12 protein-coding genes are annotated in these 17,096 nt (G+C 62.2%); 9 read left to right on the top strand and 3 right to left on the bottom strand.

The features are described from left to right. Positions 1–112 precede the first annotated feature (112 nt). The gene (locus J3P91_RS00920; protein WP_305497599.1) at positions 113–451 is read left to right on the top strand and encodes a tryptophan synthase subunit beta; all 339 of its coding nucleotides are present in this window, start codon (positions 113–115) and stop codon (positions 449–451) included. Between the two features lie 205 nt (positions 452–656). Here the strand turns inward: J3P91_RS00920 and lapD are convergent, their stop codons facing one another. Together lapD and lapG are read right to left on the bottom strand one after the other, a co-directional pair. Further along, the gene (gene lapD / locus J3P91_RS00915) at positions 657–2,603 is read right to left on the bottom strand and encodes a cyclic di-GMP receptor LapD (RefSeq protein ID WP_434570448.1); all 1,947 of its coding nucleotides are present in this window, start codon (positions 2,601–2,603) and stop codon (positions 657–659) included. A 14-nt stretch (positions 2,604–2,617) separates the two neighbouring features. Beyond that, positions 2,618–3,280, bottom strand: a complete 663-nt coding sequence (gene lapG / locus J3P91_RS00910) for a cysteine protease LapG (RefSeq protein WP_434570450.1) — start codon at positions 3,278–3,280, stop codon at positions 2,618–2,620. Positions 3,281–3,512: 232 nt separating this feature from the next. On the opposite strand from lapG, the gene J3P91_RS00905 reads away from it, so the two are divergent. The 5 genes from J3P91_RS00905 (at position 3,513) to J3P91_RS00885 (ending at position 10,518) form a co-directional block, all read left to right on the top strand. After that, entirely contained in the window at positions 3,513–4,193 is a 681-nt protein-coding gene (locus J3P91_RS00905) for a GntR family transcriptional regulator (RefSeq protein ID WP_434602464.1), read from the top strand. 687 nt (positions 4,194–4,880) lie between these two features. Further along, positions 4,881–5,657: a DUF3050 domain-containing protein gene (locus J3P91_RS00900; RefSeq protein WP_434602463.1), complete on the top strand. Its 777-nt coding sequence runs from the start codon at positions 4,881–4,883 to the stop codon at positions 5,655–5,657. Beyond that, positions 5,654–6,586: a diiron oxygenase gene (locus J3P91_RS00895; RefSeq protein WP_434602462.1), complete on the top strand. Its 933-nt coding sequence runs from the start codon at positions 5,654–5,656 to the stop codon at positions 6,584–6,586. The genes J3P91_RS00900 and J3P91_RS00895 overlap by 4 nt, the downstream gene beginning before the upstream one ends. Before the next feature lie 10 nt (positions 6,587–6,596). Further along, on the top strand, positions 6,597–10,022 hold the full coding sequence (locus J3P91_RS00890) for an amino acid adenylation domain-containing protein (RefSeq protein WP_434602461.1): 3,426 nt from the start codon (positions 6,597–6,599) through the stop codon (positions 10,020–10,022). A 31-nt stretch (positions 10,023–10,053) separates the two neighbouring features. After that, on the top strand, positions 10,054–10,518 hold the full coding sequence (locus J3P91_RS00885; protein WP_434602460.1) for an SRPBCC family protein: 465 nt from the start codon (positions 10,054–10,056) through the stop codon (positions 10,516–10,518). A 245-nt stretch (positions 10,519–10,763) separates the two neighbouring features. Here J3P91_RS00885 and J3P91_RS00880 read toward each other — a convergent pair whose 3' ends face one another. After that, positions 10,764–12,644, bottom strand: coding sequence for a methyl-accepting chemotaxis protein (locus J3P91_RS00880; RefSeq protein WP_434570461.1), 1,881 nt, complete (start codon positions 12,642–12,644; stop codon positions 10,764–10,766). Between the two features lie 261 nt (positions 12,645–12,905). Here J3P91_RS00880 and J3P91_RS00875 point away from each other — a divergent pair, with 261 nt between their 5' ends. The 3 genes from J3P91_RS00875 (at position 12,906) to J3P91_RS00865 (ending at position 16,983) form a co-directional block, all read left to right on the top strand. Further along, positions 12,906–13,406: a sigma-70 family RNA polymerase sigma factor gene (locus J3P91_RS00875; protein ID WP_434602459.1), complete on the top strand. Its 501-nt coding sequence runs from the start codon at positions 12,906–12,908 to the stop codon at positions 13,404–13,406. Positions 13,407–13,410: 4 nt separating this feature from the next. Further along, entirely contained in the window at positions 13,411–14,391 is a 981-nt protein-coding gene (locus J3P91_RS00870; RefSeq protein ID WP_434604957.1) for a FecR domain-containing protein, read from the top strand. Positions 14,392–14,478: 87 nt separating this feature from the next. After that, positions 14,479–16,983, top strand: coding sequence for a TonB-dependent siderophore receptor (locus J3P91_RS00865; protein ID WP_434602458.1), 2,505 nt, complete (start codon positions 14,479–14,481; stop codon positions 16,981–16,983). Positions 16,984–17,096 lie beyond the last annotated feature (113 nt).

The following is a 17,096-nucleotide window of genomic DNA, read 5'->3' as shown; positions in this document are numbered from 1 at the left end:
CAGACTCTGTGGCGAGGGCGCTTGCTCCCTCGCCACAGGATAAGTGTTCATAATCCCCACAGTTGGCCTATGCTGCCCAGCATGACGCCGCTTCATACATGAGGGATGCCCGATGTTTTATGTGCAACGCGATGCGCAAGGCCTGCTGGTGCGCGTCGAAGCCGCCGCTTATGCCGAGGCCACCGAGACCTTGCCGGCCGACAACCATGAGATCCAGGATTGGTTCGCCAACCAGGCGGTAGAGAACAGCCTCAAGCAACTCAAGCAGAGCGACCTGGAGATGATCCGGGTACTCGACGACCTGATCCAGGTACTCACCAGCAAAGGCGTCATCCGCGTCACCGACCTGCCGCCAGCGGCCCAGGCCAAGCTGATGGACCGCAACCAGGCACGGGAAGCGCTGGGCGGGTTGAGTCGGTTGATCGATGACGATGAGAAGGGGTTGATCTGATTCACCGCTGACCGTGGCGAGGGAGCTTGCTCCCGCTGGGCTGCGATGCAGGCCCCTGCATTTCTTAAGGCGGATCGTGTTGTCCGGTTTGGCGACTGCTGCGCAGCCGAGCGGGAGCAAGCTCCCTCGCCACGGGTTGTGCGGTGTCTGGGCTGACGCCATCGCGAGCAGGCTCGCGAAGGCTCACTGACAGACAACGCAGCACTCATCCCCAACGCTTAGGCTCGCCCACCAACTGCCCTTGCACCCCAAACAACCCCATCTCGCGAATCACCGCCAGTTCGCCTTCCGTCTCAACCCGCTCGGCAATCAGCGGCAGGTCGATGCTGTGGGCGGCGCGCTGGATGGCTTCGATGAACAGGCGCTTGTCGCTCTCCTGGTCGATGGCGCGAATATAACTGCCGTCGATTTTCAGATACGCCAGCCCCAGCCGCGACAAGTTGCCGATCATGCTGAACCGTCCGCCGAAACGCTGCAGGCTCAGGGAGAAACCGAGCTCGCGCAACTGCCGGGTCAACTGCTCCAGCACCGCTTGCTCAGGTAATTGCTCCTCACCGATCTCCAGGGTCAGGCGCGCCCCGAGATTGCCGTGAGCACGCAGGATTTCAAAGACCTTGTTCAACGCCTGCGGGTCGGCCAGCGTGGCAGAGGACAGGTTGAGCGCCAGGGATTGCTCGTGCCCGGCCATTTGCTTGAGCACCTGTTCGAGCATCAGGCGGTCCAGGCGCGCAGTCCAGCCGAAGCGCTCCAGCCATGGCAGGAAACGCCCGGCGGGGATGCTCTGGCCCTGATCGTCGAGCAGCCGCGAAAGCACTTTGTAATGCAGCACCACCTGGGTGTCCTGGGCGGCCACCACCGGCTGGAAATACAGCTCGAAGCGCTGGTTGCTCAGCGCCTGGTCAAGCAGGTTGTGCCAGGCATGGTGATCATCGCCAACGCTTGCCGACGCGCTGTGATCCAGGCAGGCCCAGCCCGGTTCACCCTGGGTTTCGGCCTGGGCCAGCGCCTGGTCGCCGAGCTGGAGCACCGCTTGCGGCGAGTCGCCGTGGACGAACGGCGCCAGCCCGATGGAGGCCACCGATGCGACGTCCGTCGCGCCGGTGGCGTGCAGGCTCGCCAACGCGCCTTCGAGATTTTGCGCCAGTTGCAAGGCTTCCTCGCGCACCAGCCCGGGCGCCAACACGGCGAACTCTCCGCCGCGGATGCGCGTCACCAGGTTATGGGTTTCCGGATAACGCGCGCACTCACGCAGCAATTGCTCGCCCACGGCCTTGAGCAACTGGTCGGTGCGCTGCCCGCCCAGCCGCTGGTTCAACCCGGCCAGGTCCCTGACCCGCAACAACAGCAGATAACCGGAACTGGCCTGCTCGGGATTGCTCACCCGGGCATGCAGCTGCATTTCAAAGTAACGTCGGTTGGCCAGACCCGTGAGGTTGTCCTGATAGGATTCGACCCGCAGCTTCTCGCTGCGCTCGGCCTGCTCCTGGAACAGCGCCTTGAGCTTTTCGACCATCTGGTTCATCGCCTGCACCACCCGGCGAAGCTCAGGGGTACGCGGCAGCTCCGGCAAGCTGAGGAACTCCCGACGGGCGATGGCATGGGACTGATGCACCATGTAATCCAGCGGCTTGAGCTGACGGCGCAGCAGCAAGGCCCCCAACACCGCGCTCACAGCGCCGCACAGCAACAGCCAACCCAGGCTGCCCAGCGCGCTCTGCCACAGCTTGGCGAGGGCGAACATAGGGTGGCTGACCACTTCGACCCGCGCTGCCTGCTCCCAGCCCCGACTGACGAGCGCATCGCCACCGGCCGGCTCCAGGCCAATGAGCTTGATGAACCACTGCGGCACGTTGCCGGCGTCCGGAATGCCGGTGCGTTCGACGATGGTGCTGTCGTTCTTCACGTCGACCACGCGGATACTCGCGTAGTAGCCACTGTCGAAGATCGAGCTGACCATCAGCTCGACCATTGCCGGGTCGTCGATATTCGGCGTCAGCGACAAGGCCAGCGCCGTGGCCGCATCCTGCGCGTGCGAACGCAATTGATTGACGTACTGGGTCCGCGAGCTTTCCAGGCTGACCATGAAGCTGCCGCTGAAGGCAACCACCAGGAACAGACAGATAGCGATCAACAGCTGTTTGAACAAGGACATCTGAGCGCGCGCTCCTAGTTAGTCGTCTCGACCGGAAAACCTTCGGCCTGCATTTTTTTCAACACATCCTGCCAGCGGGACAGGCGCTTGGTGTCACCCACTTTTTTGTTCCCCTTGGCGCCCGGCAGCCACAGCCCTTCGGCATTGAAAGAGTAGACCGGCAGCAGGTCGGTTCGCTGGCTGGCCGGCTGGATACCGTCGATCAGGCTGTCGAGTACCAGGGGCATGGCATCGGGGGTGGCGTAGTAGGTCAGCACCATGTGCGCCCGGTTCTGCCGCAAGGCCTTGACGTAGGTGATGCGCAGCTTGTCACTGGACACCCCGAGCCGGCGCAGGCTGAAATACTTAGCGATGGCGTAGTCCTCGCAATCACCTGCGCCCTTCCATAAGGCCTGGATAGGGGTTTCCCAGTAATCAACCTCACGCCACAGGTCGATGTCTTCGACGTAGCGCACCTGCTTGTTGAAAAACAGGTTCACTACCTTGAGTTGTTCCAGTTCCGGAATCTGCTTCTGGGTCGCCAACAGTTGTTGCCACGCGTCGATCCGTTGCTGCCCTTCGCCCAAAGGCCCATATAACGCTTGCGCCCGGCGGCTGATCTGCGCAAAGTCCCAATCGGCCCGCAGGCCGCCCAGCAGCAGGCCGGCCAGCAACAATGCCGAACACAGCCAACGCATGGACCTGAGGACAGGAAAAGGTGCAGCCAAGGGAAATACGTCCGAGAAGGGCCGTTGGAAAATTCGTTGGATGGTGAAGCCTGGCCGGGCAAAAGACAATGGCAGGATGCAATCACCGCAAGCAGTCTAAACTTTAGTTCAGGAACCGGCGCCGCGAGACTTTGACGGCTTGGCAATCTGTAACTAATGTTGGCTTGGATCCAATTTCGTTACTACCAGTCAGGGTGTTGTCGTGACAAAGAAGCCCAACCCGTTAAGCACTATCCAGGTCAACGGCCCCATTCCCGCATCCCAGGCCCGCGCCGTGATCGAAAGCTCGCTGCGCGAAGCCATTCTCGATGGGCGCCTGCCCAGTGGCACCGCGCTACGCCAACAGGAACTGGCCGACCTGTTCGGCGTCAGCCGCATGCCGGTACGCGAGGCATTACGCCAGCTCGAGGCGCAGTCATTGCTCAACGTGGTACAGCACAAGGGCGCCGTGGTGGCTCCGCTGATCACCAGCAATGCGATCGAGACCTATGCCTTGCGTTCGGTCCTGGAAAGCTTCGCCCTGCGCCTGTCCGTTCCGCTGCTCAACGATAACGACCTGACGATGGCCGCCCAGTACATCGAGCAACTCGAGGCGCAAACCGACTACGCCGAGATCGCCAGGCTCAATCGGCTGTTTCATATGTCGCTTTACCACAGGGCACCCAACGCCAAGCTGCTTGACCTGGTCGAGCACGAGCTCAATGAGGAAGAGCGTTTCCTGCGTTTTCACATGTCATCGATGGGCCTGGGCAAGCTGACCCAGGACGACCACCGCGCGATGCTCGCAGCCGCGGTGGCGAAGGATGTCGACACAGCGGTCGCCTTGCTGGAGCAGCACTTGGAAAAAGCCTCCGTCACCATGCGCCGATACCTCAACCAATAAGCGCAACCCCATCTCTGCGCCGGCGACGCGGCCGGCGTAGCACTTTCTTACACATCCTTCCCACACCCCCCATGGCCTTGCCCGGCGCGGTCTGACTGCGCCCGCGTTCCATCGCGACGTCAGTCCGATGGAACTGCCATCCATTTGGGCTCACTCTTGCGTTTATCGATTCAAAAAAGACCTGAAGAAGTCAGCGCCTGGCTGTGGCCCAGGCGAATCGAAGCCATCACGCAAGGAGCGTCGTCCGAACGGCGAGATGACCCGCAAGTCTGGTCGGTCTCCCGCCCACAAAACATCACTTACTTAATTCCCGTTCTCTGAAGTGCTCCGGGTGAGGCATTCACTCGTACCATTCGATTCTGATAGTTATAAATCGGAAGGAGCAACTTCGACCCAATAAAACTTACATGAAAAGTTTTAACAGCCCTCTTCACGCCCAAGAAATACGCCAACTTAAATATATAAAAAATAACTTGCAGAGCCTTTGTTACATGCACTAACTTTTTTACGTCGAGTTGCCTTCGACCCCAAAACTCATGGCGGAAAGGCCTCCAGCAGGCCTTTCAGCCCTGAGCAAAGATAAAATATCTATATCAAGAAAACATGGGCTCCGGTTCACGCGCTCGCTCGCACCGAAAAAACTGGCGAAGCAACTTCCGGACAAAAATCATTGATGAGGACGTTCCAATGCAGCCAACCAAAGAACAACTATTCCTGAAGAAACTCGAACTTGGTGAACACCCGGTTTTTTCTGAAATAACCTCAATCGACCTGTTGCGCCGTTTTATGGAAAGTCATGTTTTTGCCGTGTGGGATTTCATGTCCCTGACCAAGCGCCTGCAGCGCGAGCTGACCTGTATCCAGTTGCCGTGGCTACCTCCGGCCGACCCGCACGCAGCACGGCTGATCAATGAAATCGTCTTGGGGGAAGAATCCGATGACCGTCCCGGAGCGGGCTATTGCAGCCATTTCGAGCTGTACCTGGACGCCATGCGCGAGGTCGGCGCGGATACCCGGGCCATTGAGCAATTCATTGCCCTGCAACAGGAAGGCGTCAGCCCCGAGACCGCGCTGGACAGCGTCGAGGTAGACCCGGCCGCGGCGCGCTTCGTACGCCAGACCTTGCACACTGCCTTGCACGCCCCGGCCCACAGCGTGGCCGCCGCGTTCGTGCACGGTCGCGAAAGCGTCATCCCGCAGATGTTCCAGCGCATGCTGGATGCCTGGGGCATCGGCCTGGACCAGGCACCGACGTTTCGTTATTACCTGCAACGGCATATCGAAGTGGACTCCGAAGACCACGGCCCGGCTGCGGAAAAACTCCTGGCAAGGCTGATCGATGGCGACCCCCAGCGCGAGCGCGAAGTCCTTGCCGCCGCCCTCGCCGCCGTCCACAGCCGCGCGGCGTTGTGGGATGGCTTGCGCCAGAGCATGGCCCTGCCGGTTGCGCAGGTGACGCCATGAACGCCATTTCATACCAGTCCTTCGCCGACACCTGGGAAAGCCGCGCCACCATCCGTACCCGACCACGGCGCCGGGTCGAGGATGACGACAAGCTGATCTTCCCCATGAGCCGTCAGCCCCTTGTGCACAGCCAGACCTTTCTCAGCCACTGCCCGCAGTTGCGCGATTTTGTCCTGGTGCAGAGCCTCTACAAATTCATCAATGACGTGGTGATTTTCGAGACTGAGCTGGTGGACCACACCGCGCGGCGCATCGCCAAGAACCGCTTCGGCATCGAGTTTCCGTTCGCCTGTCGCTACGACGCGATGACTGTGGTGGTGGATGAGGACTATCACGCGCTGGTGGCCATGGACTTCATGCAACAGACCATCGACATGACCGGCATCGAGCCGATCCCGCTGCCCGACCAGATCGAACTCAGCCGCGCGGTCCCAGCCACGCTGGCGCGCGCACCGGAGCGTTTGCTCAGTGCCGTGGAGCTGATCTGCATCGCCATTGCCGAGAACACGGTGACCAACGAAGTGGCGGCCTTTGCCCGGGATGATTCGGTCAAGGCCTCGATCAAGGGCCTGATGGCGGACCACTTGCAGGATGAGGGCCGACACTCCGGTTTCTGGACACGGCTGGTGCAGATTTACTGGCGCACCGCACCGGAAGAAGACCGCCAAGCCATCGCGCAACTGATGCCCGGCTTCATTGCCGAGTACCTGGCGAGCGACCTGCAACAACAGTTCGATTTCGAGCTGATCGCCCATCTGCCCGTCGATAAATCGGTACGTCAATCGCTGCTGGATGAGGCCAGTGCGTTGGCGTACCCGATCAATCGCTTTCACCCGCTGGTGGGCAACATCATTCGCTTTTTTCGCACCAGCTCGATGCTCGCTTCACCGTGCGTGCGCGATGCCCTGGCCGACTACCTGACACCATGAGGAGCTTTCGATGAAACGCCTCGAAATTGCGCTATCCGGCACCAGCCAGGCCATGGCCGAACTGGCCCGGGAACTTGAACTTCACGGTCATTCGGTCAGGGATTTTCGATCGCCAACCGTCCACGGCGCGGTAGACCTGTCGATCGATGACGGTACGCTGCCGTGTGCCACGCAGGCGCGCTTTCGACTTCATGTGCGCGTGGCGCTCCAGGCCCTGCCAGGCCAGGCATTACCGCAACCGGTGGTGGTTTTCCGCGACGCTGCACAGCGCCTGTTATCCGAGGCCGTGGTTGCCCCGCCAAACCGGGGCAACGGCCAGTCATTGCGCCTCTGCGCAATGGCGGCGGTGGTCGAGCACGGCGCCCGGCTGGTCAGCCAGCTCTCGAGGGACGAGACCCGCTTCGACACCTGGCCGACGCTGGAAACCGACGTTGCAGACGAGCTCCTGCACGGGCTCGATGCGCTGGAGCCGCTGGCTTTGGAACACCACCTCAACCGCGCCCCGGTGCCCTGGCTCCTGGCCGCCGCCCAAGTGCCAGTGATGCACAGCATCGAACAACGCATGCTTGATCAGCCGACGCAACCGGCCCTGTGGGTCGACGGTCAGCTCATCGACTACCGATCCTTGCGCGACCTGACGCTCAGGTTGCAACAATCGATGCTGGAAATCCTGCCGGGCGCGACTGACCGCCCGAGGATAATCGGCGTGTGCCTGCCCAAATCCGCGCCGCTGTATGCAGCGATCCTGGCGGTGCTGGGATGCGGAGCGGTGTACCTGCCGCTGGACCCGCAACACCCGGCGCAGCGGCGGCGCTTCATCCTGGAAAATGCCCAGGCCGATCTGCTGCTGCATGACGTGCAAAGCGATCTGGACGACTGCGCGGTACCCAGGCTGAACGTCCATCGACTGCCCACTTCGAAACCGGCCATCCCGCTCTCGACAATCCGGCGCGTGGCAGGCATCGACGAGCCGGCCGTGGCGATCTACACCTCCGGTACTACCGGCCAGCCCAAAGGCGTGTTGCTCAGCCAGCGCAACCTCAGCCATTTCTGCGCGTGGTACTGCGACCATGTCGAGTTGAAGCGCGACAGTCGCGCACTGCAGTTTTCCACCATTAACTTCGACGCGTCGCTGCTGGACATCCTGCCGACGTTCATCCAGGGCGGACTGTTGGTCGTGCCCAGCGAAGACCAGCGCCGCGACCCGCAGCAACTGGTCGCGTTGATTCGCGCACAGCGCGTCAGCCACGCCTTCCTGCCACCGGCACTGTTGAGCGTACTGCCGCTGGACGCGCCGCTGGGGCTGGAACACCTGGTCACCGGAGGGGATGTCTGCGAGCCGTATGTGATCGAGCAACTGGCGCCACAGTGCTGCTTCCACAATATTTATGGCCCGACCGAAACCACGGTGCTGGCGACCACGCGGCAGTTCGGCAGCGGCGACAACAACCGCAACCTTGGCAGGCCCATTGCCAATGCCCGGTTGCTGATTCTGGACGAGCAACGGCAACCGGTGCCCGACGGCACGCCCGGTGAGCTTTACATTGCCGGGCCGGGTGTCGGCCTGGGGTACCTGAACGCTCCGGGACTGACCGCCGAGCGCTACCTCAACCTGACGTTGCCCACCGGGCAGACGCTGCGGGCCTATCGCACCGGTGATATCGGCCAGTGGACGGACGCTGGGATCGAGCTGTGTGGACGTCGCGATAACCAGGTGAAGATCCGTGGCTTTCGGGTCGAGCCCGAGGAGATCGAACATTGCCTGCGCGACAGCCAGCTGTTTCGTCAGGTGGCGGTGGGGGTGGATGAACGACGGCGGATCCTGGCGTTCCTGGTGAACCCTGTGCAAGAACTTCCCGGCGCGGCTCTTCAGGCATTGCGCGAACATGTGCAGGAAAGGTTGCCCAGCTACATGCACCCGACGGCCTACATCGAGCTGCCCAGCCTGCCTTACACCAGCAACGGCAAGGTTGATCGCCGGGCGTTGCTTGCCTCGGCGGTGCCGGTCCAGGCCGGAGGCCAGGGACGCCAGCCGCAGAACGCCTTGGAAAACCAGCTGCGAGCGCTTTGGGCCGAGCTGCTGGAACTGCCGGCCGAGGACATCGCCACCGACGAGAGCTTCTTCAACCTCGGTGGGCATTCGATTCTGTTGTCGCAATTGCTGCTGAGCATCCGCCAGTCGTTCGGCCGAAGCCTGTCGATCAATCGCTTCATCGAAGCGCCGACACTGATCACCCTGGCGAAGCTGCTCGACGACTCCGAACAGAGCGATACGTCAACGCTGAGCCCGCAGGCTTTCATCGACGCCGAGGCGGAGCTCAACCTTGATCCACTGCCCATCAGCCAGAGCGGTGACGTGCACAAAGTGTTGGTGACCGGTGCCAACAGCTTTCTCGGCGTACACATCGTCGAGGCGTTGCTGGCGTGGGGCGCCACCGAGGTTGCGTGCCTGGTGCGTGAGTCCGGCGGGCAAAGCGCGGCCGAGCGGTTCGCCCAGGCGCTGCGGGACAATCGCCTGGAGCACCTGGACCTGAGTCGCGTCAGCGTCTACGCCGCCGACATCACCCAACCGCAACTGGGTTTGCCGGACGACATCTACCAACGCATCGACAGCACCTTCGGCGCGCTGGTGCACAATGCGGCCCACGTCAACCACGTGCTCGACTACGAGTCCCTGGCGCGGGACAACGTCGAGCCGATCTTCGAATGCCTGCGCCTGTGCGAAGGCCGGCGCAAGAAGATCTTCAACTTCGTCTCGACGCTTTCGGCTTCCAGCGCCCTGGACGCCGATGGCCAGGTGTTGGAGCAACCAGCGGCGCAGACACCGCCGATCTACATCAAGAACGGCTACAACCTGTCCAAATGGGTCGGCGAGCGGATCCTGCAGCGGGCCCGTGACCTTGGCGTGCGGGTGAACCTGTTCCGCCCCGGTAACATCAGCTTCAACAGCCAGACGGGGGTCTGCCAACCCCACAAGAACCGGTTGATGCTGATGCTCAAGGGCTCGATCCAGCTCGGCCAGGTGCCGGCCCTGTCGCTCAACTTCGACCTGATGCCGGTGGACTTCCTGGCCCGTTTCATCGCCTTCCACGCCAGCCGCTACCAACCGAACCAGGCCGTGTTCAACCTGCACAACCCCGAACCGCTGAGCTGGGACGCCTACGTGGCGTCGTTCCGTGACAGCGGCCGGGCGTTTTCCCTGGTGAGCGTCGCCGACTGGCAACGGCAATTGGCGCGGGTCGATGCCGACAACGCGTTGTTCGGCGTGCTGGGCTTCTATCTGAACGGCTTCGAGGAGGACATCGGCGACATCTCGCTGATCCGTCATGACAACGCCCGGTCCGGCGTGCGGCAGATGGGCGCGCGCTACCCGGAAAAGTCCCCGGCCCTGCTACGCCGTGGCGCGGACTACCTCAAGGCCATTGATTTCATCTGAACCATCCCACCCCAAAGCAAGGAGCAAGACCATGACGACATTTCAACCCGACACACTGATCAAGAATCCTCAAGCCTGCCACGTTGAAACCTCGGTGCAAGTGTCCGCTGACGCGGCGCGAGTCTGGGAAGTAGTGGGCGACTTTGGCGGGTTCAACCGCTTTATTCCCGCGCTTGCGCGCATCGAGATGACAGGCGAAGGGGTGAGATCCCTGCGCAAGAAATTCTTCGTCGACGGACAGAACCTGGTGGTGGAACAGCTCAACAGCCGTGACGACCAGGCCATGCACATGACCTGGACGCTGATCTACAACACCCTGGGCATCGACAACCTCTGGGCGGCCATGCGCGTGGAGCCCCTGGCGGACAACCGCTGCCGCGCCACCTGGACCATCATTGCCGACCACACCGACGCCCATACCCCGTCGGGCTTCAGGGATTTCCTGCAAGGGTTCGCCGATGAAGCGATGGAGAACGTGGTGAAGATGTTCACCTGACCACTACTCCCTTGTGGGAGCGAGCCTGCTCGCGAAAGCGTCAGCCCGGACACCGCCCCCATGGACAACCCAAAACCCCCGTGGCGAGGGAGCTTGCTCCCGCTCGGCTGCGCAGCAGTCGCCAAACCGGCTGCTGCGGTCCGCCTGGAGAATGCCGGGGCCCGCTTCGCAGGCCAGCGGGAGCAAGCTCCCTCGCCACGAGGAAATCCATGGAGAACCAGCGCGATGGCGCTGGTTCGGCTGGATCAGATCTTGAAGCTGTCCACCAGTTGCTTCAACCGATTGGCCTGTTGGGACAAGGCATCGCAATCCTTCAGCGTTTCGTTGAGGTTGGCGACGCTCTGCTGGTTCAGCAGGTTGATGTGGCTGACATCCATGTTGAGGGTTTCCACCACGGCGGTCTGTTCTTCGGTCGCGGCGGCCACCGACTGGTTCATGCCGTCGATCTCACCGATACGCTGGGTCACGCTGACCAGGCGCAGGCCGGCCTGGTTGGCCACTTCCACGCTTTCTTCGCTGGAAGCCTGGCTGGCGTTCATGGTGGTCACCGCTTCACGAGAACCGACCTGCAACGAAGTGATCATCTTGTGGATCTCCTCGGCCGACTCCTGCGTGCGGTGCGCCAGGTTGCGCACCTCGTCGGCCACCACCGCAAAGCCACGCCCGGCTTCACCGGCACGGGCCGCTTCGATGGCGGCGTTCAACGCCAGCAGGTTGGTTTGCTGAGAGATGCCCTTGATCACATCGAGGATGTGCCCGATGTTGTCGGTGCTGGCGTTCAGGGTTTCGATCTGGGTGCACGACAGGCTGATCTTCTGCGACAGCGCGGTCATCGCCTGAATGGTTTTTTCCACCACCTGGCGCCCGTCATCGGCTTGCTCGCTGGCGCCGCTGGCCTGTTGCGAAGCATCGGCGGCATTGCGGGCGATTTCCTGGGTCGCGGCGCCCAGCTGGTTGATCGCGGCGGCCACGCTGTTGGTGCGGGCGCTCTGTTCATCCGAGCCGACAAGCGAGGCGTTGGACGATGTCATCACCCGTTGCGACAAATCGTGCACCTGCCGCGTGGCCGAAGACACTTCGGCGATCGATGCATGGATGCGCTCCACGAATTGGTTGAACGAGCCACCCAGCACAGCGAACTCATCCTTGCCCTGCACGACGAGACGGCGGGTCAGGTCGCCTTCGCCCTGGGCAATGTCCTGCATGGCGCGGCCCATGGTGGTCAACGGACGCATCAACACCTGAATCAGCAGGCTCAGCAGCAACGCAATCGCCGCCACCGCGACGAACATCGCAATCAATGCAGACGTACGGAAATGGCTCAGTGGCGCGTAGGCCTTGGCTTTGTCGATCGACAGTCCGATATACCACTCGGCGTTCGGCAAGCCTGCCACCGGGGTAAACGAAAGGATGCGGTCCTCCCCGTTCAACTCGACTTCCTGGATACCTTTGCCGATGCGCACCGGCGTGCCTGGGTAAATGTCCTTGAGATTCTTCATCACATGGTCTTTGTCAGGGCTGACGATCACCTGACCGTCGCCGCTGACCAGGAATGCATGGCCGATGCCACCGAAATCCACCGAGTTGATGATCTTCACCAGGGTTTCCAGGCTCAGGTCGCCACCCACCACACCGAGCAGTTCGCCGTTGTGCTTGACCGGCAGGGCAATGGTTACCACCAGCCCGCCGACGGCCGCCATGTAGGGCGGGGTCAACATGGTTTTATCCGCGGCGACCGCCTGCTTGTACCAAGGGCGCTGACGCGGGTCGTAGCCGTCGGGCATCTTGGCGTCAGGCCGCTGAGTGAAAACGCCGGTGTTCTGGCCGACATAGGTGAACTGGAAATTCGAGGTCAAGGCCGGCTGGTCGACGAGCCCCGGCAAATCGGCCCCAGCGCCCTGGTGTGCGATGTTCTGCGCCAGGTTCTCCAACACCAGCACACGACCGCTCATCCAGTTCTGGACGCTGCTGGCTGTCAGGTCGCCGGATTGCTCGATGGACGATTCCAGGCTTCGACCGATGGTGTTGCGCTGCAGGTAATCGTTGTAGAGGGTGAACAGGGCAAAAGCCAGGACCACCACACCAGAGGCGGCCAGGAGGATTTTGTGACTGAACTTGAGATTCATGGGTGGGCTTCTTATGCAGGAAGTGGAGTGCAACTGCCATGTAACCGGTGGGCGCGATATTGGATCCGCTCCATTTTGGTGCACCTATATCACTCTGTCGGCCAATGCCTACAAAAAATTAGGCCGCTGTTCGATTGTCCGACGGAACGGCTTGATCGGCGTCCCGTGACGCCCGCAGGCGAATGAATGGTGGTTGCAAAATTGACCCGCGCTGATGACAATGCGACCTATTATCATTTGTGACTCCAGGCCGTCGCGTTCATGTCATCCCCCCAGTTTGCAGTACAGGCGCTCTACAGCAGCCATCACGGCTGGCTCCACACATGGCTGCGCAACCGATTGGGCAATGCCGCCGATGCGGCGGACCTGGCCCAGGACACCTTCCTGCGCCTGCTGCAACGCACCGAACGCGTGGAACTCAAGGCGCCACGCGCCTTCCTGCGCACCATCGCCCAGGGCTTGGTGATTGACCATTGGCGCCGAGCGGAAATCGAACGCGCCTACCTTGAGACCATCGCGCACCTGCCGGAAGCGCAAACGCCCGGCGCCGAAGCCCAGGCATTGATCCTGGAGCTGCTGGAGGCCATCGCCCGGATGCTCGAAGGCCTCAAGCCCAACGTGCGCAAGGCGTTCCTGCTGGCCCAGTGCGAAGGCCTGACCTACAAGCAGATTGCCGAACAGATGGGCATTTCCCTGCGCTCGGTGGAACGCTACGTTGCCGACGCGTTGTATCACTGCTATGTGCTGCGCTATGAAGATTGAACCAATGGACCAGCCTTCGGGCCGGGGCCCATCACAGCAGGTGGTCAAGCAAGCGATCCATTGGTTGCTGCGCCTGCGCAATCATGCCGCCAACCCGGCCCTGCGCCAACAGTGCGAGGCCTGGCGCATCGCTCACCATGACCACGAACTGGCTTGGCAACGGGTGCAATCGCTGCACAGCGAACTGACTTCCAGTCTGCGGGCGGTACCTGGCGCCCGGACTGCCCTCGAAACCCTGGAGACCAGCGCCCAGCGCCTCGGCCGGCGCCAGGCCCTGAAGCTGTTGTCAGGCGTGGCGGTGATGGGCTGCGCCGCCTGGCTGGGCAAGGACCTGGGCTGGCAGCCGTGGAGCGCCGATTTTGCGACCGCCACCGGCGAACGACGTGGCTTCCAACTGCCAGACGGCACGCGACTGGAGCTCAATACCAACAGCGCGGCCGACCTTGACTACACGGCTTCACAACGCCTGATCACGTTGACGCGCGGCGAAATCATGCTCACCTGCGGCCGCGATCCCGGACGCCCATTATTGGTAAAAAGCCGACACGGCTTGTTCGAGGGGCTGGAGGGCCGCTTCGTCGTGCGCCAGGACAACGACTGCACGCGCCTGAGTGTTACCAGCGGACACGTCGCCATCCGCTCGCATGTAGGCAGCGACGGCGCCCCGATCCAGGTGGAAGCTGGCCAAAGCTACCTGATCAGCGCATCCACCGCGACGCTCGCGCCCCCCCTGGACATGGACGCCGGCGCCTGGGCCGACGGCTTGATCGTCACGCGCAACATGCGCCTGGAAGACTTCCTCAACGAAGTGGGACGTTACCGTCAGGGCTACCTGAAATGCGCCGCCTCCATCGCCGATTTGCGCTTGTCAGGCGTCTTCCGTCTGGCAGACACCGACAAGCTGCTGGCCGTCCTGCCGCACACGCTCCCCGTGCAAATACACTACCGAACCCGCTGGTGGATCACGGTGGAGCGTACGGCCTGATTTTTTTTTGGCGGGTTTTGCGCGGGCGTCCGGCTAGGACAGTAAGCAACGCTTATCTGCCTCCAGCGACTCCAACGGAAACCTACAATGACTGAGCGCGTGACTCTCAAGACTTCCCTCGGCTGTTCCTCGCCCACCGGCCTGCTGCGCCAGGCCATCCGCGCCGCGCTGTTGAGCACCGCGCTCGGTGTTGGCGCCCTACCGATGTCCGCTGTCGCGGCGCAGGATGGCGCGATCGCCGGCCGCCAGAGCTACAACATAGCCGCCGGCACGTTGAGCGAGGTGCTCAACCAGTTCGCCCGCCAGGCCGGTATCACCTTGGCAAGTACCCCTGGACAAACCGGCGGCGTCCAGTCCCCGGGCCTGAAAGGCGAATATTCGGCGGACCAGGCCCTGCAGCAGTTGCTCAGCGGCTCCGGGCTGGTTGCCGTCAGCCAGGATAGCGGCAGCTATGTGCTGCAAACCGTGGCCCCCGAAAGCACGTTGGCGTTGCCGACCACCGACGTCAAAGGCTTCGCCCTGGGTAACGCTCTCGGCAGCATGGAAGGCTACAACGCCACCCACAGCCAGGTGGCGACCAAGACCAGTACCGCCCTGCGGGAAACGTCGCAAAGCGTATCGGTGGTCACGCGCGAGCAAATGGACGACCAGGGCGCGCAAACCGTGTCCCAGGCCATGCGCTACACCCCTGGCGTGCTGACCAACCCCTATGGCGCGACCCACCGCTACGACTACGTGGCGATGCGCGGCTTCAACGATGGCTCGGTGGACAACATCTACCTGGACGGTCTGAAGTCGATGGGTGATAGCGGCACCTACAGCTCGATTCAGGTCGATCCGTATTTTCTCGAACGGGTCGACATCCTCAAGGGCCCGTCCTCCGTGCTCTATGGCCGCAGCTCGCCGGGTGGCCTGGTGGCGCTCACCAGCAAGAAACCGCTGTACGAGGCCTATCACCAGATCCAGGCCACGGTCGGTACCCAAGGCCAACGCGGCATGGGTTTCGACTTCAGCGGCCCGGTGGATGACGACAAGCGCATCGCCTACCGCCTGGTCGGCCTGGCCGATACGTCCGACACGCAATTCGACCACAACAAGGAAAAGCGCTTCGCCCTCGCGCCAACAGTGAGCATCGACTTTAGCGAAGACACCTCGCTGACGTTGCAAGCCTACCTGCAGCATGACCCCGACGGCGGCTACCACGGCGGCATGCCGGCGAACGGCACCTTGCACAAGCGCAACGGCCGGCGGATTTCGGAGAACTTCTTCGAAGGCGAGCCTGGCGTCGACGGCTACGAACGTGACCAGCAGTCGTTCGGCTATCAGTTCGAACACCGCTTCAACGACGTCTTCACCGCCCGACAGAATTTCCGCTACCTGGATTCGGACGTCAGCAATGACCAGGTCTATGCCTACGACTGGACCACGCCGACCAGCAACGAGCTGAACCGCTATTACACCGGCGCTGAAGAAAAGCTCCACGCCTTCATCGTCGATAACATGCTCCAGGCGGAATTCTTCACCGGCGCCACCAAACACACCGTGCTGATGGGCGCCGACTACCAGCGGCGCAAGACCGTGGTCGACTGGACCAGCGGCAGCCTCGCGCCGATCAACGCCTTCGACCCGGTCTATGGCAACTCGGCGATCAGCTACTTCAGCCCCACCAGCTACCTGCGGCGCCTGGAGCAGACCGGCGTCTACGTGCAAGACCTGATCGAAATGGACAAGTGGCGCTTCTCCCTGGGCCTGCGCCAGGATTGGGTCGAGACCTCGGACGAGAACCGCATCGCCGAATTCGGGCGCCCGGAAGGCACCGAGATCAACGACAAGCGCACCAAACTCACCGGCCGCGTCGGGGCGCTGTACCTGTTCGACAACGGCCTGGCGCCGTACATCAGCTACTCCGAGTCGTTCAACCCCAACTCCTACGCCGACAGCGCCGGCAATCCGCTGCCGCCTACCGATGGCAAGCAGTGGGAACTGGGCCTGAAATACCAGCCGCCGGGCACCGACGACTTGTACACTGCCTCGCTGTTCCGCATCGACCAGGAGAACCTGGCGACCAAGCTGCCCCAGGAAAACTTCTACCGCGCCGTTGGCGCAGTTCGTTCCCAGGGCCTGGAACTGGAAGCGCACATGCAGTTGACCGAGCAGTTCAAGGTGCTGGGCAGCTACACCTTCACCGACATCGAATACTCGAAATCGATGGTCAGCACCCTGAGCACGCCCACCGACATCATCGAAAACAAAGGCAACTCTCCGACCCAGGCCCCGCGCCACATGGCATCGGTGTGGGCTGACTATAAATTCGACAGCGGCACGCTCGATGGCCTGCGGCTGGGCGGCGGCGTGCGGTATGTCGGCTACAGCTGGGCCGACGCGGAAAACACCATGAAGGTGCCGTCGTACACGCTGTTCGATGCCTCGGTGGGGTATGACCTGGGCAAGGTTGGCTTGAAGGGCGTGGATGTTCGCCTGAACGCGAACAACCTGACCAACGAGACCTACATCGCGTCATGCGCCAGCCTGAGCTATTGCTACATGGGCGAGGAGCGCAACGTGGCGGCTACGGTGAGTTATCAGTTCTGACCCGTTTTCTGCTTTGATTCACTTCTGTGGCGAGTGAGCTTGCTCCCGCTCGGCCGGGCTGGCGCTCCAGTGCGTAGCGACCGCAAGATCTTGGGGCTGCTGCGCAGCCCAGC

The organism is Pseudomonas sp. Z4-7 (assembly GCF_051131965.1).
Classification (GTDB): domain Bacteria; phylum Pseudomonadota; class Gammaproteobacteria; order Pseudomonadales; family Pseudomonadaceae; genus Aquipseudomonas.
This window is presented reverse-complemented; position numbering and strand designations above follow the sequence as displayed.